This is a genomic window from Nostoc sp. CmiVER01 (assembly GCF_034531135.2).
In the GTDB taxonomy this organism is placed as follows: domain Bacteria; phylum Cyanobacteriota; class Cyanobacteriia; order Cyanobacteriales; family Nostocaceae; genus Nostoc.
On sequence record NZ_JAVRBU020000010.1, the window covers coordinates 140,479 to 166,313 of the forward strand.

23 protein-coding genes and 2 pseudogenes are annotated in these 25,835 nt (G+C 42.4%); 14 read left to right on the plus strand and 11 right to left on the minus strand.

Going from position 1 to position 25,835, the window contains the following annotated elements; genetic code table 11:
- Positions 1-108: 108 nt before the first annotated feature.
- The 11 genes from RMZ43_RS18675 to RMZ43_RS18725 all read right to left on the minus strand — a co-directional run bounded on the left by RMZ43_RS18675 (position 109) and on the right by RMZ43_RS18725 (position 6,682).
- Complete coding sequence (locus RMZ43_RS18675) at positions 109-783, minus strand: alpha-ketoglutarate-dependent dioxygenase AlkB family protein (protein WP_322655981.1); 675 nt, start codon at positions 781-783, stop codon at positions 109-111.
- Entirely contained in the window at positions 755-1,513 is a 759-nt protein-coding gene (locus RMZ43_RS18680; protein ID WP_322655980.1) for a hypothetical protein, read from the minus strand. Before RMZ43_RS18680 ends, RMZ43_RS18675 begins: the two co-directional genes overlap by 29 nt.
- 29 nt (positions 1,514-1,542) lie before the next feature.
- Positions 1,543-2,001 (minus strand): DUF1392 domain-containing protein, encoded by a 459-nt coding sequence (locus tag RMZ43_RS18685; RefSeq protein ID WP_322655979.1) that lies wholly within the window; start codon positions 1,999-2,001, stop codon positions 1,543-1,545.
- 11 nt (positions 2,002-2,012) lie between these two features.
- Complete coding sequence (locus tag RMZ43_RS18690; RefSeq protein ID WP_322655978.1) at positions 2,013-3,050, minus strand: DNA cytosine methyltransferase; 1,038 nt, start codon at positions 3,048-3,050, stop codon at positions 2,013-2,015.
- Entirely contained in the window at positions 3,047-3,445 is a 399-nt protein-coding gene (locus RMZ43_RS18695) for a hypothetical protein (RefSeq protein ID WP_322655977.1), read from the minus strand. The genes RMZ43_RS18690 and RMZ43_RS18695 overlap by 4 nt, the downstream gene beginning before the upstream one ends.
- Before the next feature lie 16 nt (positions 3,446-3,461).
- Entirely contained in the window at positions 3,462-3,671 is a 210-nt protein-coding gene (locus tag RMZ43_RS18700; RefSeq protein ID WP_322655976.1) for a hypothetical protein, read from the minus strand.
- Positions 3,672-3,737: 66 nt separating this feature from the next.
- Entirely contained in the window at positions 3,738-4,580 is an 843-nt protein-coding gene (locus tag RMZ43_RS18705; RefSeq protein ID WP_322655975.1) for a hypothetical protein, read from the minus strand.
- A 100-nt stretch (positions 4,581-4,680) separates the two neighbouring features.
- Entirely contained in the window at positions 4,681-5,070 is a 390-nt protein-coding gene (locus RMZ43_RS18710; RefSeq protein ID WP_322655974.1) for a hypothetical protein, read from the minus strand.
- Positions 5,071-5,095: 25 nt separating this feature from the next.
- Positions 5,096-5,299, minus strand: a complete 204-nt coding sequence (locus RMZ43_RS18715) for a hypothetical protein (RefSeq protein ID WP_322655973.1) — start codon at positions 5,297-5,299, stop codon at positions 5,096-5,098.
- On the minus strand, positions 5,292-5,618 hold the full coding sequence (locus tag RMZ43_RS18720; protein WP_322655972.1) for a hypothetical protein: 327 nt from the start codon (positions 5,616-5,618) through the stop codon (positions 5,292-5,294). Before RMZ43_RS18720 ends, RMZ43_RS18715 begins: the two co-directional genes overlap by 8 nt.
- Positions 5,619-5,767: 149 nt before the next feature.
- On the minus strand, positions 5,768-6,682 hold the full coding sequence (locus tag RMZ43_RS18725; protein ID WP_322655971.1) for a hypothetical protein: 915 nt from the start codon (positions 6,680-6,682) through the stop codon (positions 5,768-5,770).
- A gap of 129 nt (positions 6,683-6,811) precedes the next feature.
- Here RMZ43_RS18725 and RMZ43_RS18730 point away from each other — a divergent pair, with 129 nt between their 5' ends.
- From RMZ43_RS18730 to RMZ43_RS18795, 14 genes and pseudogenes are all read left to right on the plus strand, one after another.
- Positions 6,812-7,057: a helix-turn-helix domain-containing protein gene (locus RMZ43_RS18730; RefSeq protein WP_242054395.1), complete on the plus strand. Its 246-nt coding sequence runs from the start codon at positions 6,812-6,814 to the stop codon at positions 7,055-7,057.
- A gap of 192 nt (positions 7,058-7,249) precedes the next feature.
- Positions 7,250-7,714: a hypothetical protein gene (locus RMZ43_RS18735; protein ID WP_322655970.1), complete on the plus strand. Its 465-nt coding sequence runs from the start codon at positions 7,250-7,252 to the stop codon at positions 7,712-7,714.
- 388 nt (positions 7,715-8,102) lie between these two features.
- The gene (locus tag RMZ43_RS18740; protein WP_322655969.1) at positions 8,103-11,612 is read left to right on the plus strand and encodes an NB-ARC domain-containing protein; all 3,510 of its coding nucleotides are present in this window, start codon (positions 8,103-8,105) and stop codon (positions 11,610-11,612) included.
- Entirely contained in the window at positions 11,609-12,817 is a 1,209-nt protein-coding gene (locus RMZ43_RS18745; protein WP_322655968.1) for a CHAT domain-containing protein, read from the plus strand. The genes RMZ43_RS18740 and RMZ43_RS18745 overlap by 4 nt, the downstream gene beginning before the upstream one ends.
- A pseudogene (locus RMZ43_RS18750) lies at positions 12,807-13,145 on the plus strand (PadR family transcriptional regulator); the annotation flags it as partial. The gene RMZ43_RS18745 and the pseudogene RMZ43_RS18750, both read left to right, overlap by 11 nt.
- Before the next feature lie 72 nt (positions 13,146-13,217).
- Positions 13,218-13,568, plus strand: a pseudogene (locus RMZ43_RS18755) (PadR family transcriptional regulator); the annotation flags it as partial.
- 21 nt (positions 13,569-13,589) lie between these two features.
- Complete coding sequence (locus RMZ43_RS18760; protein ID WP_322656019.1) at positions 13,590-17,006, plus strand: macro domain-containing protein; 3,417 nt, start codon at positions 13,590-13,592, stop codon at positions 17,004-17,006.
- Positions 17,003-18,190, plus strand: coding sequence for a CHAT domain-containing protein (locus RMZ43_RS18765; RefSeq protein WP_322655967.1), 1,188 nt, complete (start codon positions 17,003-17,005; stop codon positions 18,188-18,190). The genes RMZ43_RS18760 and RMZ43_RS18765 overlap by 4 nt, the downstream gene beginning before the upstream one ends.
- Positions 18,190-18,969, plus strand: a complete 780-nt coding sequence (locus RMZ43_RS18770; protein ID WP_322655966.1) for a hypothetical protein — start codon at positions 18,190-18,192, stop codon at positions 18,967-18,969. Before RMZ43_RS18765 ends, RMZ43_RS18770 begins: the two co-directional genes overlap by 1 nt.
- Complete coding sequence (locus RMZ43_RS18775) at positions 18,966-20,840, plus strand: ligand-binding sensor domain-containing protein (protein WP_322655965.1); 1,875 nt, start codon at positions 18,966-18,968, stop codon at positions 20,838-20,840. Before RMZ43_RS18770 ends, RMZ43_RS18775 begins: the two co-directional genes overlap by 4 nt.
- A 29-nt stretch (positions 20,841-20,869) precedes the next feature.
- Positions 20,870-22,657, plus strand: coding sequence for an Hsp70 family protein (locus RMZ43_RS18780; protein WP_322655964.1), 1,788 nt, complete (start codon positions 20,870-20,872; stop codon positions 22,655-22,657).
- A gap of 76 nt (positions 22,658-22,733) precedes the next feature.
- Entirely contained in the window at positions 22,734-24,044 is a 1,311-nt protein-coding gene (locus RMZ43_RS18785; protein ID WP_322655963.1) for a clostripain-related cysteine peptidase, read from the plus strand.
- 100 nt (positions 24,045-24,144) lie between these two features.
- A complete protein-coding gene (locus RMZ43_RS18790; RefSeq protein ID WP_322655962.1) occupies positions 24,145-25,065 on the plus strand; it encodes a HipA-like protein in 921 nt (306 codons plus the stop codon).
- Entirely contained in the window at positions 25,062-25,826 is a 765-nt protein-coding gene (locus tag RMZ43_RS18795; RefSeq protein ID WP_322655961.1) for an HIRAN domain-containing protein, read from the plus strand. The genes RMZ43_RS18790 and RMZ43_RS18795 overlap by 4 nt, the downstream gene beginning before the upstream one ends.
- The last annotated feature ends 9 nt before the right edge of the window (positions 25,827-25,835 follow it).

Here is a 25,835-nt window from a genome sequence, read left to right on the forward strand (position 1 = left end):
TCTGTTTTTTGACGCATGGAAATGAAGCGGCATTGCACCCATGCCGCCGGTTCAAATTTTTGTAAGAGCTTGTGCTGGCTATGAAATCCTCAACAGCCAGCTACAGCGTTATCTCTCGCCTCCGGTGTGCGGTCGAAATGTGAGATTAATACGTGTGCTGACGACTTTGTTGGTCTTTGGAACCTGATGCAGATGTGTGGACTGACAGCCGGGGTGCATCACGAGCAAGCTGCCGTGTTCGAGCCAGAAGTCAGTGGGTTTGCCATTTCTCAGTTTGATTTGGAATTTGCGACATGAACCCAGGCTGACTGATGTGATAGCTGGATTTAGACCCATTGATTGCTCATTGTCTGCGTGCCACCCTATCGAATCCTGGCCACTGCGGTATTGATTGCCAATGACTATGCGGAACTTATAGCCAGTTAGCGCAGTGATTCTGTCCCGCAAGTTAGACAGAGCCTCTGTCCACCATAGTGGTTTCAAAAACATGCTGTTGGAGTAAAGGTAATCACATCCGGCATCACCATAAATACATTCCAGGCGAGGGACGGGCATTGTTTTACCTAGCATCCTGATTTGATTCTGCTGCCATTCCAGTTTTAAACAGTGTTGGTAGAGTTCGTTTGCAAGTTCTTGGCTTAAGAAATCAGGATAGTAAGTGATTGGTAAAACTGGAGTTGATTCAGCGAAAAGTGTAAGTTGTTGCATGGTAGTTTTTTCCAAGTAAGAAGCGTGTACTTCAAAGCAATTGCTGTTAGTTTTGTTCAGCTTTAAAAACCTCAACCAAAATACTTTCTGGATACAAACCAACTCGTCCAAAGCGTGGGTCATGAATGCGTTCTATTTCTATCCCTTGTTTTCGGCACAATGCGCTTGCCTTTCTACCTTTAGTACCAGCTTCTTTTACCGATATTTCTAAACCTTGAAGATTAGCAAATCCAACAACACTATATTTATGACCGCATGGTGTATTCACCCTATCTTGTTCAACTTCAACAGCTTTAAGTCTCGCCAAGATTTGAGTTTGTTGCTGTTGTTGCTCCAATAAATATTGTTCTTGCTGTGCCATCTGTTGGGCGATCGCAGCGAGTAACTGTATTTGTGTCATCGCTGTTTCGGAAGGATTGGTGGGTTTAGTCCAGCCCAATTTGTCCTGAATCCATGCTCGAATACCGATGGTGTTGAATGAACGGCATACCAATCTGGCTTGTTTAGTGCAGTATCGCCCAGCCTCGTAAGCGTAGTACTCTAGGATAATTGCGATCGCAGTGTCGGGAATACCACTGGTTCTCCAGTCAGTTAGGTTCGCGGCATCAAAGCTTTGCTGCATAAGCATTTGAGCTAGTTTGGAGGGTTCCAGGTTCGCGCTCTCTAATGCTTTACCGATAGCTTTATCACTAACCCCAGCAAGTCTTGCAGTTGCCCGAAGGCTAGCTTTCGCTTGACCATTAGTGTTAACTTCAATCTCTTGTTTTATCTGTTCGATGATTTGGGTGATTTCAATTTGTGACATAACTTTTTTTGTTGCGTGATTAGAAAGAATTAAACATTTACCCGCACCAAACTTTTCTCACCAACCAGTGAGAAACGATTAGATATAGTTGGTGTCTTAATTAACGTTGGTGACATCAATTCAACAAGGTAAAACCAAGAATTATGCACCAGTGCAATACCCAGAATCAGCCGTTGTTTTGTTCCCTTGTCGTGAGAGCAGAGGATAACTCGTTCGCCCAAAACAAAAACAGGTTTTTGCACACTGATGGCAACTAAATCTCCAGTGCCAATGATTTGATTCTGTGTAGCGTGGAGGATTTCATTACGGCAATCAATCGAATAAATCCAACATTCGTGTTTCCATTGCATCCCACAGCAATAGCCGAATGTTCTCGTGGTTCGGAGGTATACTCTCTCCAGTAAATTGACCTCAACAGGTGGAATTGTTTGTCTCCAAGGTGGCGAGAGATACCAGATTGTTTGAAGTGTATTAACGTTGTCAATCATGCGTTTTTCTGTTATTGGGATAAAATTTGTTTGAGTCGGTCAAAAATCAGTGCAGCGCATTGGGGAACAATGGCATTACCCAAAGCCATCAACTGTTGTTTGTGTTGTCTTCTGAGGCTTTGGTATTCTGCATAGAGTTGGCAATATTCTTTTTGGCTATCTGCCGGAAGCGCTGCAACTTCTCTACGAGTGAGCCGACTGAAGCTGGGGACTGTGGCAGCACACAGCCATCTGTCAAGGTCTGACTGTCCCATGAGATATCTACCCAACCGTTGGGAAAGCCCATGATGGCGCTGACAAAAAGTGGATTGAGACTTGTCCTGAGCGAAGTCGAAGGAGAACGATTTGAAGTGCTGCCCACCTCGTAACAAAGGTTTCTGCCGCATGAGGTTGGTTTCCTGTAATTGTTGTTGGCATCTATTTTGGTTGGTGTGGGCATTATCACCGCCGCCGACAGATGCAAGGTTTGTCCCGCTTTGTGTGTACTGACTCCAGGATGTTCCCCGTCTTGGGCTTTGGGAGTGGGCAATAATCCAAACTCTTTCTCGTTTATGGACGGCTCCCACCGAGACTGCCGAAACAATTCCCCACTCGACATCGAACCCCAGCGAGGCAAACTCCCAAAGTACGGCACGGAAAAATTCACTTCCCTCAGCAGTAAGCAGTCCGGGTACGTTTTCCACAATCGCCCAGTCTGGTCGAATCTCGCAAATGATTCTAAAGAATTCCCCGAACAGGTTACGCGAGTCTTTTGATGCTTGACGTTTCCCCGCAAGGCTGAAAGGAGGGCAGGGGAGTCCTGCGATGATGCCGTCAATTTCTTTAACTCCGACTCGGCAAAGAGACTCAACTGTAATGTCATGAATGTCCGAGATAATTGGAATATGCGGGAAGCGTAGATTTAGAACTTGTTGGCAGTACTGATTAATCTCGCAAAAGGCTATAGTTTCAAAACCACCGCTAATCAGATGACCGAGGGTGAAGCCGCCAATACCAGAGCAGAGGTCAAGGACTTTTTGGGTTTTAAAGGGAGTGATTTGCTGTATCATTCCAACCTCCCGACCAAGTACTCGATAGCGTCTTTATCAATGGCAGCAATGCGGTTTTGAATGCGTTGAGGCGGATTCTGAAGAAATCGTTTTAAGTCTTTGCTTTTGATTTGGTGATATCTGCCAGAGCGCCGAGTTGTGCGTATCCATCCCTTTTTTACCCAAGTCCAAACAGTAGCCGAATTGAGTTGCAGAACCCTGGCTATTTCGCAGCAGTTGTAATTATCAAGAATTGGACGTGCCGAGTATCCTAAAAAGTGCAGTTTCTCTTGAATAGCTGATGTTGAGCGTGTGTATCCTCTTCTGTTTAGCCGATACGCTATTTGTTTGACAGTGTTAAGACAAGCCATTTCCTCAACGATTGCTATTTCTTCGTCAGTCCATTTGGGATTCATTTATTACCTCCAATGTTTATGCAGATTTAGGAGAAGAATTTTCTTGAACAATCCGAGCGCTCATAGATTCAAAATCCACTTGAAAAATGTTCATCTCAGTCTGCATCTCCCCAGTGTTGTAGCGGTCTACTATGTGCTGCCTAATTGTGGATTTATTCAGCCCATCAGGGATATCGATGTGCGCTTCACTTATGATTTTTTCAACTACTGTAACGATGACTCTCATGGTTGATTCCTATTTGATTAATTGAGGATTCAGAAGTCAGAATCATTCTGAATCTTGACTTTTGATTTACACTGCTCCAGCTTTTGCAGTTTGCACCTGTTGCATCCATGTACTGATTGCCGTTAATTCATCCGCACCGCTAGCAACAGCATCAACAACCTGCTTTTGATACGAAGACTCGGCATGATTGGGATGGTCACACTTGCCTGCTGCCCAAGCCAAACACATGGTTTTGATTAGTTCATTAACCTGGTTAATATTAAGTAAACTTGGGCGGTCAACATCCTGAAATTGCAACCACTCTTTGACCAAATCAAGCGGATAATCAAGCAAGGTACGAATATTTTTAACTCGCAAGTCTTGAGTCGGTACTGGTTGAGGAACTACACTAAGTTTTGGTGGAGTCAGTGGGGGTTCGGGAATCGAGTTTGAAGTTGCACCCAATAAAGATTGGATGTCACGAATGATAGTTGCCCAATTTAAATCTTTACTCCATTCTCTGTAAATCTTGGTTTTGGTTACAGCATCATAAAGATTGCAAAAAACTGTGTTCTCGTCGCCAGCATTAGCAACGATAATTAGTGGCTTGTCAAAATCCTGAACTAATGATGCAGCTAAAAGAAAGCTTTTTGCAAAGTTGGTTTCAATGCCAGTTCTTATGATGTAAAGTTCATCAGCACTCACGACAATATCCAGTTTGAGATTGTCCCTGCCTTTGAATTCTTTAGTTGTCAATCGCAGTTCTGACAAATACCCAGTTAACGCCCTTTGAGGAACTGGGATTTTCTTATCCTGGCTGATATTGAACTTGTACCAAACGAAAGATTCCCCGTCTACTTCCCCCTGATTGACATATAAATAGATGGGTTCGGGAGGGTTGCATAAACCTAGTTTGATTTCAGTAACCATATTTTGTTGACCTATGCAATAATTAGTGGTCTGTAGCGTAAACTTTCAGCGCTTTACGATTGCTTGAAGAAAAGCTGATATTCAAGCAATCGCTTCTTTACTAAACAGAAGATTCTCGATTGCGCTCTAGCTCCCATTGCAAATAAGTGAGCGCAGTGCTAGCATCGGCAACGTTTAAATCAGGTTGATATCCCTTGTCCAACAGTTGTTTATAGTCTGGATGCGTAGCAATAAGAGATATCAGAGTTTGAGCTTGTTCAACTAATTGCTGGAGGCTGGGGCTAGACATTTCAATACCCAGCCGTGAGCATAAATCCTCAGCTTTAACGCCGAATGTTCCTAGATCAATTTCGGTTTCCAACTCTTCAAGCAGAGATTGAAAATTAGGGTGTTCATCGTTGATTTCAACTTCAAATAAATCTGCACTCTTTGTAACAACAGTTGCCCAAGCAGGTAAAGTTTGTAAAATGGTTTTAGCGTAAAGTTTCATAATTGTGTCCTCTGGGATTAATAACCTAAAAATCTTCGGCAATCTCCAACAAAAAGCCGCGTCCTGTGTTCTGCACTTGCACCAGTTCTTTATCCAACAGAGTTTGAATAACTGAATTTGAAACTTGGCATTGGAGAGAGTGCAGAGGCACACAACCACCACAAAGTTGAAGTAAACGCAGTAAATGATTGGCTCTGCGATCAAAGCTGTTGTTTGCTTCCTTAGCCATTGTTTGCACCTCTAGCCAATACAGTTAACTGTCGGTTGAGAATGCTTATCTGCTGTTGATAAAAGTCAATCTCTGCGGTAATTTGCGTGAACAATTCCTGCAAAGAGAGCGGCTGAATTTGATTCTCTTGCAAGTACGATATTTCATCAGAATTTTTATTAGGCATCAGGACATAACGCCAACCAGCATCAAATTGTTCAGCCAACTCTGTGCCTAATGGGTAGTAGTAAAGTCCTAGAATCGTGCCTTGTTGTGTACGTTGTCCCAAAGCAAAGCGTGGGTAGCCCCAGTGTTGGGGGATTGCGATTGTGGGTTGCATAGTGATTGATGAATGAATTATTAGGGGAAGGGGGGAAGGGGGAAGGGGGAAGGGGGAAAGGGCAATATCAATTCGCAATTTCCAATGACGCTCGTACCTCGCTAACGCAAGTCGCAATTAAACTGCGAATTGCGAATTGGAAATGGGAATTACGCTGCTACCAGTTCCCAGTACGGCTCATATTCCCGTAACCGTTCCCAGTCCTGGGAGGTCAGTTCGTCAACAGGACGATCTAACAACTGCTCACAGTTAGCCACTTCTGCATTTAGCAACTGCTGTAATTCTTCAGTAGTCAGCTGTTGCAATGGGCGATGCTGCAAGTATTCAGGAATGGGTTCAGTTGCGAATGAAGTATCTGCCATCGACAGCGATCGCACAGCATCAAACACCGAGTTAGAATACTGCTGCTGACCTGAACAACCCCTCTTCACCCACCAGTTACTGTTAGTGCATCCGACTTGACCCAATTTGCGTAGTTTGCCGTCTTCAGTATCGTGGGTATAAATCCCATTATCGAGAACTTCAAACCCGTAATTCTGGCATTCGTTGAAGATATGCGCCATGATTCGGTTTTCGGTCGTGGAGGGTGTTGCTTCTTTTTCCTGCACAGGTAATGTGCCATCTTTGTAGTGAGTACAGATGAAGCGATCGCAACGCATTAGAGTGTTGGCACGAAATACTTCTTTCTCGTTGACTATGACTACCCAGGGTTGCGTTAAATGGTTGTCGTCATGACTGATGCTGGCTACCAGTTGATTGCCAGCGTAATATTCGTGATGGTCAAACGAGATTTCGACTATTGTGAGGGGTTCGGGAGCTATGGCTTGGGCTTGGTCAACGATGAAGTGGTCGAGTTCGGCTTGGGCGAGGGTTTGGTTGTCGGGGGCAGCAGGGGCGAGTTTCTGAACCTTGCTTGCCTGGTAGTTAACAATGGCGGAAATCCAGGCATCCTTGCAGCGTTTGTCACTTACTTCGACTGTGCAGGCGATTTCGCTGTAAATTTGCTTGAGATGGGCAATCGATTTCAGTTGCAGCTGTTGATAAGTGTAAACGGCGTGAGTCATAATTGGAAGGCTCTTTAAATTTAGGGCAAAAGAAGCGCTTCAGATTCGCAGTCAGGGGCGCTTCTCTTATGTATCTATTATCCGCTAGTTAACTGCGCTTGTCAACTGTGTTCACTAGCTGATATTCTATTGGTATTACTATTTGTTATGGATATGAAGGGGTTAAGAGAAAAAGCAGGGTTAAGAACAGTAGATGTGGCATCAAGGTTAGGAATTGCTGAGTCAACTGTCCGTAACTGGGATATTGGGCGGCACACTCCCAGGCTGCCAATTGAAGACATACCCAAATTTTTGGAAGTTTACCAATGCACTCTTGAAGAAGTTATTGAGGCTGCAAAGGAAAGCAAAAGGAAATTTGATGCTTCCCATAGCTAATGAGACTTAAACTATTTGGCACTCATAATTAAGCATAAATGCATAAATACTTTATACAGCAGATACATTGGTTTCAAATTGTCGATAAAAAGCTATCTATCCCTAACCTAGAAAACGCTTCGTAAATTAAATCAGTGATAGGGGTTGACCTTGATGTAAATCTGAAAATAGTGATAAGTAGGAAGCGAAGCCATGCAAAAGCCATTCTCTAACCGCAACAAACCTACTTCCACCGTCTCTGCTGGCTCAGAACCACCAGTTAGCAAAACACAGCAAGATATCTCTTCCCAGAATAATCAAGATGTAGTAATTCTGGACGTTCCTGCTGTTGAAGTACCGGAACTAACCGAGCAGGAGCAGAGCGATCGCCTGCACTTGGAGCGTAGGGTAGAACGAGCGTTCTTTGAAGCAGGGAAGGCATTGACTGAGTTACGCGATCGCCGACTGTATCGTTCCACGCACAAAACTTTTGAAGATTATTGCCGCGATCGCTTTGGGCATAGCCGTCAAAAGTCAAATTATCTGATTGCAGCAGCTGATGTCTACGAGAATTTGACAACAAATTGTTGTCAAAATTTGCCGCCTGAAGATTTGACAACAAATGGATCACAATTTTACCCACTAGTGAAGGGCAAGTCCGACCCATTACAAAGCTAGAACCTCAAGAACAGTGGGAGGTATGGCAACAGGCAGTAGAACTTGCTGGTGGGAAAATGCCAACTGGTAGAATCGTCAAAGATGTGGTGCAAAGGATTATGGAGCGTACCCAAGTACCCAATACCTACCAGTTGGGGGAAGTGTGCCAAATTCTCGTAAAGGACAACCTGGAACTCAGAGGTAAGGGTGGGTGTTGGGCGATTGTCAGGACAGTGCATCTAGTGAAACGTAAAAATGAAAGTATATTCCCTCTATTTACGTCAAAAAATTCTGGATACATATCTACAAGGGTGAATATCACACCGTCAGTTAGCCAAAAGATTTTGTGTAACTTTAATCTTTGTGGCAATAGTAAAATAGGATGTATGCTGCGCTTACAAATTATTAGATGGAGCCATTAACTGCTGGTGCGATCGCTATTGGGACTGTGATTGCCATTAAAGCTTTAGAAAAAACGGGCGAAAAGGTAGGCGGAGCGTTATGGGATAAGACTGGTCAGTTTCTTGTTACTCTCAAAAAATACTCTCCCGATACTGTAGTTGCTATTGAAAAAGCACCCTCTCAACCCTTAGATTATGGCAAAGCTCTACTAGAAGTGGAATCTGCTGCTAAAGCTAATGCTGAAGTCAATCAAGCTGCACAGGAATTAGCAACAGCAGCAGAAACTCATCCATCGCCAAAATTGGCTGAAATTCTAAGGGAGATAAAAGAAGCTGTAGAGCAGCAATCTCAAAAATTATATCCTTCAACTTTTATCCAAAATATAGAAAAAGCTATTAATGCGGCTCAAACATCAACTATTGAGCAAAGAGGTAGTACTTTTAACATTTGGCTGGACACGCCCGAACGGGTAAGGGTAAAGTTAAATCCCCAACAAGCACCACCCCTACCAACTTATTATGTAGACCGACCAGAGTACAGACAGGATTTGAAGACTCGCCTGCTCACGGAGTCATCAAATACTAAAACTTTAGTCATTACCGCCATTCACGGTTTAGGTTCTGTCGGCAAATCGACCTTAGCTACTGCTTTGGCACATGATAAAGATGTACAAACTCACTTTTGTGACGGGATTCTTTGGGCAACATTAGGTCAGCAGCCTAATCTTCTATCCCTGCTTAGTGGCTGGGTGCAAGCATTGGAGGACTACAACTTTAAAGCTGCAAGCGTAGAAGCAGCTTCCAATCACTTGCGTACACTGCTGTATGACAAAGCTGTGCTGTTAGTAGTAGACGATGCTTGGAATCTAGAAGATGCACAAGCATTTAATGTTGGTGGAGCGCGTTGTCAAGTTTTGGTAACAACCCGCGAAGCAGGAATTGCCACATTTCTTGGAGCCAGCACATATTCTCTAGATGTAATGAAGTCATCCCAAGCGATGGAACTGCTGACTAAGAAATTAGGACGTAACCTCACTGACACAGAAACTCAATTGGCAGGAGTTTTAGCAAAAGAGCTTGGTTACTTGCCATTGGCATTGGAACTAGCGGCTGCCCAAGTTGCTGGTGGTATATCTTGGACAGTTCTTGTGCAGAATATGCAGCAAGAGGCAGCCCGATTAAAAACATTAGATAGTCAATTAGCCAGAGATGTTAATGATGAAGCCAGCTTAAAAAGACTCAGTTTAACTGCTTCATTAAATTTGAGCATACAGCGATTATCAAAGGAAACACGAGAAAATTTCATCTGGCTGGGAGTATTACCGAAGGGTACGACTATTACTAGGCAAATAACTGCAAAGCTATGGGATATGGATGATGAGCGGGATGCAGCAGATGAGTTGAACTACTTCTACTCTAAAGCACTATTATTGTCTGGCGACCCTTTGGTAGATGGAACACCAACCTATCGTTTACATAACTTATTCCATGATTTAGCACGCAATCTATTAACTTCTCCTCCAACATCTAAGCGTCAAGGAGGTTTGCCAGGACTAGGTTTGTCTCTTGCAGATGCTCGTGCTATTTTTTTAGAAAAAACAGGGCAGCCTCCACAGTTAGACAGGTCAATAGAAGTTATTAACCCATTTCCAGTCACCCAGTCAGAACCGATAGTTTGTTTTTATCTATTTTTCAACATATCATCACATTCAACTACGGTTGGAGGAGAATTGGCAGTGACTGTTGAGTTGAGTCCAGATGGAAATGATAATAGAAATGTTTTTCTTCTTGAAGTTTCAAGGACTGAAGCTATTGGAAGTGAACTTAATATATTTCTCACTGCTCCCGGTTTTCAGTTCAACAACGATAACACCACAAGCTTACCTATCGATCCAGACACTGCAACCACAACCCAAACTGCAAGTTTCAATCTTATTGCCCTCCGTTCTGGCATAACCAAAATTAAGGCAGAGCTTTTCTGTGGAGAAACTTACAAAACTACACTTGAAACAGAAGTAGAAGTTACTGCATTTGAAGAAACAGAACTACGTCCGCTTATTGCTGCCCGATCGCGTCCCGTTCCCCAACCAGATATAATTCTCCAAGTCCGTACTACTTGGAACGCAGATATCTCTGCTTGTACTTTCAATTATCACATCGATAGCTATCAACCACGTCTGCTATTCGCGGATGACGTTGACTACAATTCACAGTCTTTATCTACTACTTGGGTCGAGCGATCGCACTCATTATTAAAAACTACCCTTGAGGAAGCAGCAACTAGCCTTAGAGAAGATTTCCGTTCTCGCCTTGTTTCTCTCGGTCAGTACTTATTTCAATCCTTACTCCCAGAAGAACTGCAAAATACCTTTCGCACCATAGCAGGTTTCAACCGCCCTTTCACTTTACTGATATTAGCTGACCAGGATGCTTGGTTTCCTTGGGAACTGTTGCATGATGGGCAGAAATTTTTAGGCGATCACTTTATTATTGGCCGATGGCTTTGGGAGTTAGAAAAATCACGACCCTATGAATTTCCTGTGGGTGCAGTGAATGTTGCCCATTATGCTAGTGTGGAACAACCGGAACTTTGGACTGAGCTTTTGCAATCATCAGGAGCGCCGCCACCTATTTCCATGCAAGCTGGTATATTTAATGATATTACTTTGTTTGAATCAATACGTGGCTTGCATTTAATTCGCTATGGTCAATCTGTGGACACAACAAACCGCCAGGATGCGCCAGTGCGGGTTAATAGCAGTAGCGATATTCAGAATATTGAGCGTGAAGTGCAACCAGCCAAGTTGAGTCTGCGTCGCAATCATCCCCTTGTATCTTTAAGTTATTTAAATGCAGGGCAACCGGAATTAACAGCATTAGAGCAAACCTGGGCTTCTACCTTTGTCAGAGCAGGTTGTAGCGCCTTTGTTGGTTCCCTCTGGACAGTGCAACCGAATGTGGAAGCAGCTTTTGTTAGTGCTTTTTATAACAGCATTTGGGCAGGGCAAACTTTGGGTGTGGCGTTCCAAACGGCTCGCAGATTGGCTAAAACTGTTGTACCAGAATCCTGGGACTGGCTGGCTTATGTATTATTTGGCGACCCGATGGCGCGTCCTTACCGACCTGTGCAGGGACAGGGCTATGCGGTTGTGGAACCCATTGGTCAAGAAATTGACGACCCAGTATCGCCAGGAAGCACAGTAAGGTTTCGCGTTAGCCTGCGCCGTACCCCTCCTGTATGGTACGAGAATCGATTAATGGAGGTGGCTGAAGATTTAAGTTTTGATGATTTACGTGTTTTTATCGTCACGTCTGGATTGCAGGTTACTCCTGGTGATTCAATACTTATGACACGCACAGCTACCGGAGATTATTTAGGTTGGTTTACGCTTACTGCTCCTGCTGAAATGGAAAGTCGCTCAGTCTTAGTTCAAGTATACTTTGAGGACGGGATAGAAGCTGTTCACAATTTGCGTTTTGCACTGAATATTGTTAAGCAGGATGGTGAGGCGCAATGAAAGGAATTGGCAGTCCAGTTGGTGTAAATTTGACTAGTTCTTGCTTAGAAATTATCATCGATAAAGATTACTACTCAATTGGTCGGTGGAGCTTTCCTAAACCTGATAATAAAGTTTTGGAAGTGCTGACAGAAGGAATTTTAGATTGTTTTGATGCTTTAAGAATAACTGTTAATAAAGAAAAAAGCCTCGCACTAAACGCGGGTTTGTGCAATCAATATTTAATCAAATTAGCTGAATGGGGACGGACTGCTTATCAAGCATTTTTTGGTGAAGATAGACCAAATAAAATCCTCACTAGTCGCCTAAATGAAAATGTAGCTCCCACCTTTGTTTCTGAAGTTATGCCCTTTCCTTGGGAGGTTTTGTTTGAGGGTAGTGAGGAAGACTACGAACAGGGAAATCCTGAGATGTTTTGGGGACTGCGCTACACCCCGGCTCGGATTCTCAACCCAGAAAAAGATATCTCAGATTATGTTTTGGAGCAAGCACAACCTTCTGATATGTTATTTTGCTTGCATCACAGATTACTTCATGCTCATAAAAAAGAAAGACCAGAAATTGAAAGATTGGTGAGGGTGACAGCAAAAGACCGCTTCACTTTGCTGGGGACAGCTTGCAATTTGACTAATGGTCAATCCAGCGATCCCTTGGGCGATGATTTACTTAAGTATCTTTACAAAGCTAGCCATAATATGTTGCATTTTGCTTGCCATTGTAAGGAAACTAAGTTAGGGGATAAACTGCTGATTTCTTTTATTCAAGATGAAGAGATTACAGAAAATGGCTTGGTTTTGGAGTTAGAAACTTACAAATTTTTGTTGCGCCAGGGGAAATTTCTCTGTCAGCCGTTGGTGTTTCTCAATGCTTGTCAGTCGGCTGGGGGTGTGGATGAGTTACGGAGGACTTTCAATTTACCAAAGGTGTTTATTCGGCATGGTGCGGCGGCGGTGATTGCTACAGTCTGTCCTGTACCGGATATGTTTGCGGCGGCTTTTGCGAAGGTTTTTTATGAGTTTTTTTTGCGGGGGATGGTAGTGGAGGATGAAATAACTGGGGAGAAAGTCGTTAAGATTATGACAATTGGGGAGGCATTACGGGCGACGAGGTGGTATTTTTTGAAGGAGTTTCATAATCCGTTGGGGTTGGCTTATGGGGTTTATAGTCCTGCGGGTTATCGAATGAGGTGGTTGAATGAAACTTGAAGATATCTATCAATTTTTCGAGAATCCTCCGCCAACTTACCTATGTCACGAATTGGCAGTTTGTTATATTATTTATGTTTTGCTTAAAGGGGAATCCTATGGGACAGAGTTAATACAGAGATTAGAAACAGAATATCCTAATTTTCGACTTTCAAATACCGAACTTTATAATGCGATCAAGTTTCTTGATCAAGAAAACATAATTACTAGCTTTGATAAGCAGCTTGAAACTAGAAATCGACAAAGAAAGGTGTACCGAATTTCTCCTGAATGGCAAACTCACGCACAAAATTTAGCTGAACTGTGGCAAGAATATATCCATAAAAGGGTTGGAAATATTTATAATAAAAAAGTAAATTTTAATAATACAAATATATTTATACAATCACCTGAAGTAACAATATCTGCTACCCTCTTAAAAAGAATAAAGGTTATTTATCAATTTTTTGAAAATCTTCCTCCTACATACCTTTGTCAAGAACTAGCAGTTTGTTATATTTTGTATGTTTTATTACAAGGAGAGTCTTACGGAACCGAATTAATTCAACGCTTAGAAACTGAATACCCTATCTATCGCCTTTCGGATACCGTACTTTACAGTGCTATTAAGTTTCTCGAAGACTATCAGGCAATTACAGGATATTGGAGAAAACTCGAAGGACGCGGACGTTCTCGGCGGATGTACCTAGTGTCTCCAGAATGGATTCCACAAGCACAAGATTTAGCTCGTCTTTGGCGGCAATATAATAATACTGAAGAAAGAGCAAATATCTTGAATGAACTGGGAAATGCTTTTCTTTCTTCAGGAGAATATAAAAGGGCAATAGATTATTTTCAACAGTCGTTAGCCGTTGCGCGAGAAATAGGCTATATTTCTGGTCAAATAGCATCTTTAATAAATTTAGGAAATGCCTATTATACAAGGATCTCTGGAAATAGAGCAGAAAAAATTGAAAATTCTATAGCTGCATATACTTCAGCATTACAAGTATGTACTCGCGATGGATTTTTGGAGCAATGGGCTGAAATTCAATATTCTTTAGGTAATGCTTACAGTGAAAGATTGAATGGTAATAAGACAGATAATTTAGAACTGTCGATTAAAGCTTACAATGCAGCTTTATCAGTCTTTACTCGCGAAGCTTTTCCCACACAATGGGCAATGACTCAATATAAATTAGGAAATATCTACTTTAATAGAATAGAGGGAGACAAAGCAAATAAGATAGAAAAAACGATTGCTGCATATAAGGCTGCGTTAAAAATCTTAACGCTCGAAACCTTTCCTAATGAGTGGGCTAGGACACAAAACAATTTGGGAGATATTTACTGTAATAGAATACGAGGAGACAAAGCAAGCAATATAAAAAAAGCCATTGCTGCATACAAAAAAGCATTAGCTTTTTTCACTGCCGATACTTTTCCCTCTGAATGGGCAAGGATACAAAGTAGTTTGGGAGATGCTTACTTTAATAAAATACAGGGAGACAAAGCAGAAAATCTAGAATTAGCGATCGCTTGTTATCAAGCCGCACGACAAGTTTACACTCGTGAAGCATTTCCTTATAAATGGGCAGATACGTGCAAGAATATCGGAAATGCATACACAGCAAAAACACACAGTAATAACTTAAATTATATAGATTACTTAGATAATATCGAATACGCTATCCTTTTCTATCAAGATGCACTAAAAATTTATACCACCTATAATTTTCCGGATGAATTTGCAATCATTCGAGAAAAACTTAGCGAGGCTCATTATCTTTTAGAATATTACCAAAGAGAACTCGAATTTGCGAGTTCACCTCAACCTATCATTTATAATACCCCACTTGCACGCATAGAGTTTGTCAAACGAAATCTTTTGGATTTAGATGTAGATGCGTTGGTTAATCCCACAGGTTTAGATGTAAGTTATGGGGGGTCTATTAGTTTTCAGTTACACGAAAGGTTAGGCTTAGAGCTATATAATCAATTACGACAGCAACCAATTTTAAGACTAGGGGAAGTATTTGTTACCGATGCAGGTTCTCTATCTGCTCAATATCTAATACACACACCTACAGAAGTCAGTAGAAATGTACATACAATTTCCAGTGTAGGGCAGGGAATCAATGCTGCTTTACTTGAGGCAGAAAAATTGGATAATGTTTGGACTCTAGCTTTTCCTTCTATTGGTAGTGGTGCTGCGGGTTTAAGTCCAGCAACCTTAGCCACAGAAATATTGAAAATTACAACAAATCATCTAAAAAAAGGAAGTCAGCTAGAGAAGGTTATTTTTGCATTTGTAGACGAAGCTACATATCAGGCTTACATTATTGCCTATCAAAGGCTGCTTTTAGAAAAAAGTAGTGTAGTTTGTAAGGTTTCAATAGCTATATTTTCTAAAGCAGTTATTGTCGGTGAAGAGGTAGAAATATCAATTAATCTCAACCAAGTTGGAGTTAGCGAGGATGAAACTTATCTATTTCAAATTTCCCACAATGATACTATCGCCAACGAACTAAACATCATCCTCAACGCCCCGGGCTTCCAACTCAATGGCGATAACACTGCCAGCCTACCCCTCGACCCTGACACTGCCCAAGAAACGCAAACTGCCCGCTTTCACCTCACCGCCTTCCGTTCAGGTAACGCGACCATCACTGCCGAAATTTTCCGAGGCGATACCTTTGAGACAAAACTAGAAACCCAAATCCAAGTCGCCGACATAGACGAAGCAACCTTCACTCCTCAACGCATCACGACCCAACCCCGTCCCGTTCCCCAACCGGATTTCATTCTCCGCATCCAAACCATCTGGAACGAAACAAACTCTACCTATAAATTCCAATACCAACTAACAAGCTTCCGCTTTGCCTCAGTATTTACAGGTAATAGTATTTATACAGCAAATGCATTTTCTAGCAGTTGGATAGAACAGACGCGGGGATTGTTAGCAGCTACACTCGAAAATATATCTGGTAGTTTGCCCACTGAGGGAAAATCTCGTTTAATTTCCCTTGGTCAATACCTGTTTGGGCAAATCATCCCCACACAACTACAAAGCGAGTTTCGCAGTTTAATACCCCAAAATTCTACTTTTACACTTTTAATTGTCGCTGATCAAGAAGCCTGGATACCCTGGGAACTATTATATGATGGTCAAAGATTTTTTGGCGATCGCTTCATCATTGGCCGCTGGCTACAAGAATTAAACGACACCAGACCCTACGAGTTTCCCGTAGGAGCGGTTAACGTCGCCCACTACGCCAACGTCGAACAACCCCAACTCTGGGCTACTCTCCTCGAAGCCCCCGGCGCACCTCCACCCCAGTCGTTACCAGCAGGTGTATTGCATGATTCCACTGAAGCTATCCGGGGTCTGCATTTAATTCGCTACAGTCAGTCCTCAGATGCAGACCTTCGTAACGCTCCCGTAACTTTAGATAATATCAACCACACAGAAGACATAGAATTCCAAATGCGTCCCGCCAAACTCAACCTGCGGCGCAATCGTCCATTTGTCACCTTGAGTTACGTGAAAACCGATGCGCCAGAATTGACGGCATTAGAAAACACATGGGCATCCGCTTTTATCCGCGCTGGATGTAGCGGCTTCACTGGCTCACTCTGGGCTGTAGAACCAGCAGTAGAAGCTGCCTTTATTAGTTGCTTTTACAACCGTCTGTGGGCTGGCGCTTCCTTGAGCGAAGCTTTTTATACTAGCCGTCAATTAGCCCGTGTAGCTGCACCTGATTCCCTCGACTGGCTAGCCTACGTACTGTTTGGCGATCCAATGGCGCGTCCTTACCGTCCCGTTCCTGGTGATGGCTATGCCATTGTCGAACCTATAGGACGGGAAATTGATGACCCATTGCCCCCTGGTGCGATCGCTCGTTTTCGTGTTACTTTGCGAAGAAATCCCCCTGTGTGGCATGAAGATAGAGTTATCGAGGTAGCAGAGAATCTCCTCTTTGAAAATTTACAGGTACATATCGTAACCTATGGTCTGCAAGTGATTCCAGATTTGCCCGTCACGATGAAACTTACTGGTAAAGGTGATTATTTAGGCTGGTTTACCCTAGTTGTACCTAATGAAATTACTGATACCTCAGCTTTAGTTCAGGTGTACTTTGCAGATGGGATGCGACCAATTCATAGCCTAAATTTCTCTCTCAACATAGAAAACGGGAGGGAAGAATGAGCGGTATTAGTAGCGCTATTCGCCATCAAACAATGGCATCTTTTTTACCAATTGTAATCCCTAAAGAAAATTATTATAATATTGGTTGGCAAAAGTTTAAAATAAGTGCTAGTGATGAAGAACTTCTAAAATTTACAAATAATGTTTTAGAGTCTTTCTGGAGACTAGAAAAAGCAATTAATCAAACCAAAAGTATCAAATTAGATGCGGTAACTTGCCAGCAAGAAATGAAAGAACTGGCAAAGTGGGGTTTAGCAGCTTACCGTAGATTTTTTGAAGAAGAAGGCTCCCGTCAACTTATCGAAGGTCGCTGTAAAATGATGGGTAGTGAAATCCCAGCGCCCACCTTTATATCTGAGCGGGTACTTTTTCCTTGGGAAGTACTCTATGCAGGGGATAATTATCAAGAACCTAATCCAGAAATGTTTTGGGGACTGCGCTACACCCCGGCTCGAATTCTCACTCCTGAAAAAGATATATCTCGCTTTTTAGCAGACAGAACCACACCATTAGATATGATGTTTTGTCTGCATCATCGACTGCGAGAAGCTCATCAAAATGAATGGCTACTAATTCAAAAATTGATTCGCACCTTGCAAAATAGCCGTTGTTCTCTGCTTTCAGCAGTAGGTAAATTAACAAAAATTGAAAATGGAGAAAACCTACTTGATTATTTTATAGAAGCTAACCATAACATTCTCCATTTTGCTTGTCACTGTCAGTCAGAAGAATTAGATGTAGATACCCTGCTATTTTCTCTGTTAAAGGATGAAGGAGAAGAAGGTGAACCTTTAGTGATTAAATTAGGGGCTATATCTTTTATTTTGGTCAAACAAGATAAACGATTTCAGTGCCAACCATTAGTTTTTCTAAATGCCTGTCAGTCAGCAGGTGGAACTGATGCTTTACGCAAAACTTTTAACTTACCCCAAATGTTTATTAAGCGAGGTGCGGAGGCAGTAATTGCAACCGCTTGTCCCGTTCCCGACCGTTTTGCTGCGGCGTTTGCTCAACAATTTTATACATTTTTTATAGATAAACAAATGACAATTGGGGAAGCCCTACAAGCTACCCGCAGATATTTTATAGAGGAGTACAATAACCCTTTAGGCCTGGCCTATGGTCTTTATAGTCCGCCTTACTATCGATTAACTCAACCCTTGGCTACAGTAGGTGTCGCCTGATGAAAAACTACCCATCTACCTCAGCAATTACCCAAGCAGAATTAGAGAAGTTACTGACGCAACTGCAACAATTGCGCTCCTCAATTACTACTGCACGGGAAACAATTGCACCATTGGAAACAAATCTTGCAGCAGCTTACAACGAATTTCAGGCTGTTGTTGGTGCATTACGTCGCCAGTCCATGCGCTTACAAGCAGAAATTGCTTCTCTTCGTAGCCAAATTCAACGTTTTACCCAGGATGAAGACGACACCCAACAGCAGGATGTAGGAAACGATAATTTTCTCTACAAGGAAGAACAAACAACAGAATTTGGCCTCAAAGACCCAGAAGCGATTGATAAAGATATGCTACTAGAGCATATTTTTCGGTTATTAGATCCTGATGTCAACGCTGAGGATGCAGAATTACTCGCTAATCTCCAGGGTTTATGCAGTGACGCTACCGCCAGTTTAGCTGATGTTTTAGAAGAATTACCTTGGGGAGTAGTTTGGATAACTCGTAACTCCCAAGAAAACTTGACACAGCAATACCAACGTCTGAAGATTTGGGAGGGAGCGTTAAACCGACAGCTACAAAATTTAAAGCAAGCAACAGAACGTTTGTATAAAGATTCACGTTACGGACTTTGGCAGCAACAGCAAAAAAGTCAAGAACACTGGCATAATTTTCTCAATCAATGTATCGAACAGCAGCAAGATCAAAATTACGAATTACAAGCTGAGTTAGACAAATTAAAAGAGGAGTGGGGGCGAATTACCTCCACCAATAGATTATGAGTAGTAAAGACTACCAACTTGATTTACCATTACCAATAGGGGTAGAAGATTTGCCCATCCCCGTTGCTGATACTGCACCGCAACAAGAACAACCTAGCGATAAAGCCTTTTTAGAATGGAGTAACTTGGCAAGTCAGCGCCATGTTCGCTCTTTAGCTTTTGACCCAACACAGGGAGATTTATGGTTGGCGACTGGGGGTGGGATACTGCATTGGAAGCTGGAATTAAACCGATTTGTTAGATATGCCAGCGAACATGGTTTGCCAGGTAACTCAGTGTTAGCAGTTACCGTAGATGGTATGGGTCAAGTTTGGGCTGCTCACGAACAATTTGGAATTTATTATCTAAAAAATGATACTTGGCGACCTTACCGTATCCTGGGCGAGGTAAAGGTAAGTTGTTTGACCTTGGACTCTACTGGTAAACTTTGGGCTGGAACTGCTAGCGGTATTTATGCTATTAACACTCCAGACCGCAAACCCGCTATCGAATTACCTCCTGCTGGTTTTCCTCCGAGAGTAATGTCTATTGTTGACGAAAATGATATTTGGTTGTGCAATGCTCAAGGCGTTTATAATTACAAAAATTCTAGTTGGATGCGTACCAGCGACAGCGTACAGCCAGATGTTCTCACGCTAGCTCGTCAAAATGAAAACCTGTGGTTAGGCACTCTTCGCGGACTGGTACGCATTGACTTAACGACGAACAAAACACATAAAATTGATACTACATATCCTGGTGAAGTTACTGCCCTAGCTCCCCATCTGCAAGGAGTTTGGGCAGCCTGTGGCGGACAGGTGGGTTTAGCAACAGAAACTGGTTGGACACCCTTGACAGAAAAACGATTTAATGCAACTATTACCAGCTTGCTAACAGGTAGAGACGATCAAGTATGGATTGGTACTCATGATGGACTACTGCGCGGCGAGAACAAACAAATACTTTTGCACTTAACAGATAATTCCCCTGATGTCATTGGGTTAGCTTCCCGCGAAAAATCTCCACCCACTTTCAGTAGTTTAGTGCAAGCGTTGTCAGTGCAGCAATTTGCAGACCGTTCTATTTTATGGATAGGGACGGCACTAGGTTTATTTCGTTATGACTTATTTACCGAAAGTTGGCGACGCTATGGACAACTTGCTAGCCAAGATATCCGCGCTATCATCACCAGCCAAGACCAAGAAACTGTTTGGGTTGCGAGTTGGAGTAGTGGTTTACATGGCTTAAAACAGCAGAACGAGCTCCAAACCGCACCCAATATTTCGGAACCAATTTTAACCCTCACTGCTGGAAGCGATCGCTACTGGGCTGTTGGGTTAGATGGTCTTTATCAGTACAAAGATTCAGCTTGGGTACAAGTAATTTATAACAAGGAACTGCCTGTGAGGGGATGGCTACAAGCAATTGCCCAAGCTGTCACAGACAATGTTTGGCTGGGTACTTCGGCAGGATTGTTGTTATATAAAACTGATACAAAACGACTGACTTCAATTACTGGTAATTTAGGTAGTGCAGATGTGCGATCGCTACAAGCAATTAATAGAGATGAGTCGGAACAGGTTTGGGTGGGTACAAGTCAGGGGTTATACATAGGCAATGTTGACAACTGGGAACTAATACCTGAGCTTGAGAACCGAATCATAACAGCCTTGGTATGGGATAAGAACAATAGTAGTTTATGGGTTGGGACAGATAAGGGGTTATTTTGTCTCCTAAGTCAGGGCAATAGATGGAAAATCAACGAATTTAATATCCACAATAGTGGTTTGGGGGCAAATCGAGTTATAGCATTTACCATCACCACTGGTGAAGATAAAGAGACTAAATTATGGGTAGGTACACGTTCTGGTTTAAGTTGCTACACATATTAAAAAATCTAAAATTGAAAGGGGAGTAGACGGTGAGTGAGGTAGATATTTTAGGGATTGATTTAGGGACAACCAATTCAGCGATCGCAATTTGGGAACCAGACACAGGACAGGCGAGAGTTTTGTCCAACTCAGAAGGCGATCGCCTCACTCCCTCTGTTGTGATGTTCGATACCCAAACAAATCAACCCATTGTCGGTAAATCAGCTTTGGGTTTCATCACCAGTCATCCTAGTCAAGTCATCTACTCCGTAAAACGCTTTATGGGCTGTACCTTTCGTGATGAACGGGTACGCATCGACCAAACCCAAGTTACTTATACTATTACAGAAATGCAGCAGAGCAAAGTTGCTGTTTGTGTAGGTGAAGAAATTTTTACACCTCCACAGATTTCTGCCCAAGTTCTGCGTAAGTTGAAAGAAGATGCTGAGGCAACTTTGGGTAAAACAATCTCCCAAGCTGTCATTACTGTTCCGGCTTACTTTAGCGAGTCTCAGCGTCAGGCTACGAAAGAAGCCGGAGAATTAGCTGGGTTACGGGTTCGTCGAATAATTAATGAACCAACAGCTGCGGCCTTAGCGTTTGGCTTGGGTACAGAACCCCAAACAGTCGCGGTTTATGACTTGGGTGGTGGTACATTTGATATTTCAATTCTGAAAATTGAACATGGTTTGTTTCGGGTAAAGGCTACTAGCGGCGATACCCATTTAGGTGGGGATGATTTAGATTTAGCAATTATGAGTTGGATGAAGAAAGCGTTCAAGCAGCAGCATGATGTAGATTTACCTATTGCAGAAGATAATAGCTTGCGTTCCCAATTCAGAAAAACAGCAGAAATTGCCAAAATTGCACTGACTCAAGCCACAGAGTATCAAATTAGTATTCCAAATCTTTTTGCTGTAGAAAATCAATGTTTGGGGCTAGAAGCAATATTAACTCGTACTGAGTTAGAAAAACTTGTGCAACCTTTTATCAACCGCACCTTAGATATCTGCGATGCAACTTTGAAAGAAGCAAAGTTGCAAGCAACAGATATTGACCAAGTATTGTTAGTTGGTGGACAAACTAGACTACCTGCTATCAAGGAAGCACTGCGCGATCGCTACGGTTGGAAAATCAACGACTCTGTAAATCCAGATGAAGCTGTAGCTAGAGGTGCGGCGGTTCAGGGGGCAAGATTATGTGGTTATCTTCGGGAGGAGGTGAAACTCTGGGACATAACACCCTTGTCTTTGGGAATTGAATTGGCTAACAGCAAGATGGATGCGATTATTTGTGCCAATGAACCGATACCAGTTACCAAGTGGCGCAAGGGTTCCCAAGCTTTTACTACTCAGCGCGACGGACAAGAAAGTATCCGCTTTCGCATTTATCAAGGTGAACGACCAATTGCCGGGGACAATGAATTTATCGGTGAAGTGGTTCTCAACCTAGCTACTACTCGTCCAGCTGGGGAAGTTCGGGTTAATTGTATGTTCAAAGTTGACCACGATGGTATTCTCCATGTATTAGCAGAAGATATCACCACCGATGGACAACCTGTAGAGAAGACATTTGACCGCTTTTATCGCTTGACTCAACAAGAGGTAGACCAGAAACTTGAAGAAGCGAAAGTGCATGAAAATGAAGACGCTCTTACCAATCGAATTTTTCAGTTAGAAGAAGAAATAATCCGACTGCAACGTGTGATTAATCAAGATAAAACATCTGACAATCTACTGTTAGAAACTTTAGAAAACTTTAAAGTAGCTATTAATAGCCGCGACGTTAACCAAGCAGAGGAACTACTTACCGAACTTAAAAGCAAAATCATCAACTAATAGTTTGTGGAATTTGCGGTAATCGCAGCGATAGATTTGTATAAAAAGAAGAACTTTAAATGCAGAATGTTAAAACATGACTCAAAATAATCGTCGCTGGACTATGATGGTCTACATGGCCGGAGATAACGGTAAGGTTTTCGAGAAACTTCAAGGTAAACGCTTGATGGCTCCGATGGAGGCGCAAGGCTATCAAGACATTGCAGAGATGGAAGCTGTGGGGTCTACTCCAGATGTGGCTGTTTTGGTGCAGTTTGATACTCTATCTGACCGCGAACATACATACCGCATATATATCCGCCCTTCAGAAGAACCCAGGCAAATTGAGAATATCCCAGAGCAGAATATGGGTGATCCTCGCTCCTTACGGGACTTTATTGTTTGGGGAATTGAGAATTATCCGGCAGAAAACTATGCGGTGATTTTGTGGAATCACGGTACTGGCTGGAAAGAAGATGATATTTATGCTTTTGCGCGATCGCGTGGTGTTGAAATTCAGGCAAGTCAGGATGAAGTGCGATCGCTTACCCGAAATAATCGAAGATTGTCTCGTGCTTTTTTCCTTTCCTCAATTACGGAAGTGCTACAACTAGATGATGAAGATTCACGAGCGATCGCTTTTGATGATTCGTCCTTAGATTTCTTGGATAATGCCAAACTTCAGCAGGCTTTTCAGGAAGCAGAAGCGATTACGGGTAAAAAAGTTAGCTTAATTGGCATGGATGCCTGTTTAATGGGCATGGTGGAAGTGGCGTACCAACTGCGAACAAATGCTAGTTATATGGTTGCATCGCAAGAGGTAGAACCCCTAACAGGTTATCCCTATACAGCAATTTTGCAGAATTTAACCGCCCATCCAGAAATGATATCGGAAGTATTGGCAAAGTTAATTGTACAGGAGTACGGGCGTTACTATGAAGGAGAATCGCGGGGCAGTGTCACTCAAATTACCCAATCAGCTACAAATTTGAGAATGGTTGAGAAACTAGCTAAGGCTTTGGGAAGATTGGCAGATGTTTTGCGTCAATTGGTGGTAAAAGAAGATATTTATACTGAGAAAGCGCTGTACCATGCTCAACGTAAAGCGGTGCGTTTTAAGGATAGTGACTTTGTAGATTTATATGACTTTTTAAGTGTTTTACGGGATAAATATGCTGGGAATAGTGATGAATTAACCCAGGTTATTGATGAAGTGATGGATTTGATGATTGTTAAAGTTGAACCGCAATTAATTTTAGCAAATATGACTTCAGGTGTGAGATTTGAACGTGTGAAGGGGCTGTCGATTTATTCGCCAATGAGAGGTTATTGTCAGTTTTACGAGAGGTCAGATTTTGCTAGTTGTGGGTGGGGAGAGTTTTTGCAGAGGCTTAATGATTTGGTTTAAGGATTGCGTATCAAGTGAAAGTAAAATATTTGGACCCAGTTAGATAGGAAAATGTAGTATTATTTTGTTTCCAGGTGTTAGCCTGCGATATCTTCGATTTATGACCTCGGAATTTCCAATTTTACTTGTTACACAAAAAGCTTATGAAGCATCCTCAAATGAAACTTTAGGTAGCAAATATAAGTTTTGGTTTGACCACGAAGAACTTGGTCGTTGTCTTTATAAGCAAAGCCGAGAAAACCTGGGGGAAGACTGGGCAGAAAAAGTCGCATCAGAATTATGCTCCCTATTGGGACTTCCCCATGCTGTTTATGAATTGGCTTCGACTTGGGAAGGCTCGCGCGGTGTCGTCTCACCCAATTTTTTACCACAAGGGGGGACGCTTGTTCATGGTAACGAGCTTCTTTCCTCAATTGTGGCTAACTACCCTGCGTTTGAGACTTACGGCGTTTCTCAACATACAATAGATGTAGTGCTGAGGGCGATCGCAGGCGAATCTGTAAATTTACCCATTGATTGGACACCGCCCTCTGGCATCCAAACAGCAGTAGATGTGTTTGTTGGCTATCTTCTGCTAGATGCGTGGATTGGCAATGGAGACCGTCACCACGAAAACTGGGGGATTGTCCGAATGAAAATAGCATCGACTTCAGAAGAAACGGAACACCTAGCACCTACTTACGACCATGCTTCAAGTTTAGGACGCGACCTCTCTGACTCTCAAAGACAGAAACGCTCAGTTGAGGCTTATGCAAACAAATGTTTCTCAGCGTTTTATGGCAGTGTTGATGATAGAAAGACTCTTAAAACTTTTGATGTATTCTCACTCGTTGCTAATCGCTATCCCAAAGCAGCTTGTGTGTGGTTGGCGCAACTTGAAAACATCTCAAAAGCCAATATTTTAGAGATTTTTAATCGCATTAACCGCTCGCGCATCTCTCCGGAAGCAAGTAATTTTGCTCAGTCCATTCTGGAAATCAATAAACACAGGCTACTTACGTTGAGGGAAACACTATCTTGAAGACAACGAAAACATTATTTCTAGCTTGGCAAGACCCTATTAGTCACTTTTGGTTCACCATTGGTCGGTTAACATTTGACCAAGGTATCTATCAATTTGTCTATACCCAAGGTGTAAAAGAGGCTGAAGAGAAATCTGCTTTTAAACCTTTGTCCTCGTTTCCACGCTTAGACGAGATTTATACATCAACTCAATTATTTGCAGTGTTTGCTAATCGGTTAATGTCGCGATCACGTCCTGATTATTCAAGTTTTATTGAATGGCTCAATATTCCAAATGATGAAAATGACCCAATTACAATCTTAGCCCGTAGTGGTGGGGAACGAGAAACAGATACACTCGCAGTTTTTCCTTGTCCAGAAGTTGATGAACAGGGACAGTACCATCTTTACTTTTTCTCGCATGGGCTGCGACACCTACCAAGCAGTGCAATTGAGCGGATTAATCAACTTGAATCTGGGGAAAAGTTATGGTTAGCTCACGAATTTCAAAATCCCTACGATTCTCAGGCTCTAATTTTAAATACCTCAGACCACTACATTGTTGGTTATTGTCCGCGATATTTGCTGGCAGAAGTTTTTGAGTTGCTTCGACAAAATTCTAACTTAGAGGTTTGGGTAGAGCGTGTCAATAAACCTCCAACACCACTCCAATTTCGCCTGCTGTGTAAAATGAGTGTCGATGTTCAAGATGATTTTCGCCCCTTTTCAAGTCGTAATTATCAGCCTCTTATTGCACAAATGGCGAGCCAATCTACGTAAAGTTATCGA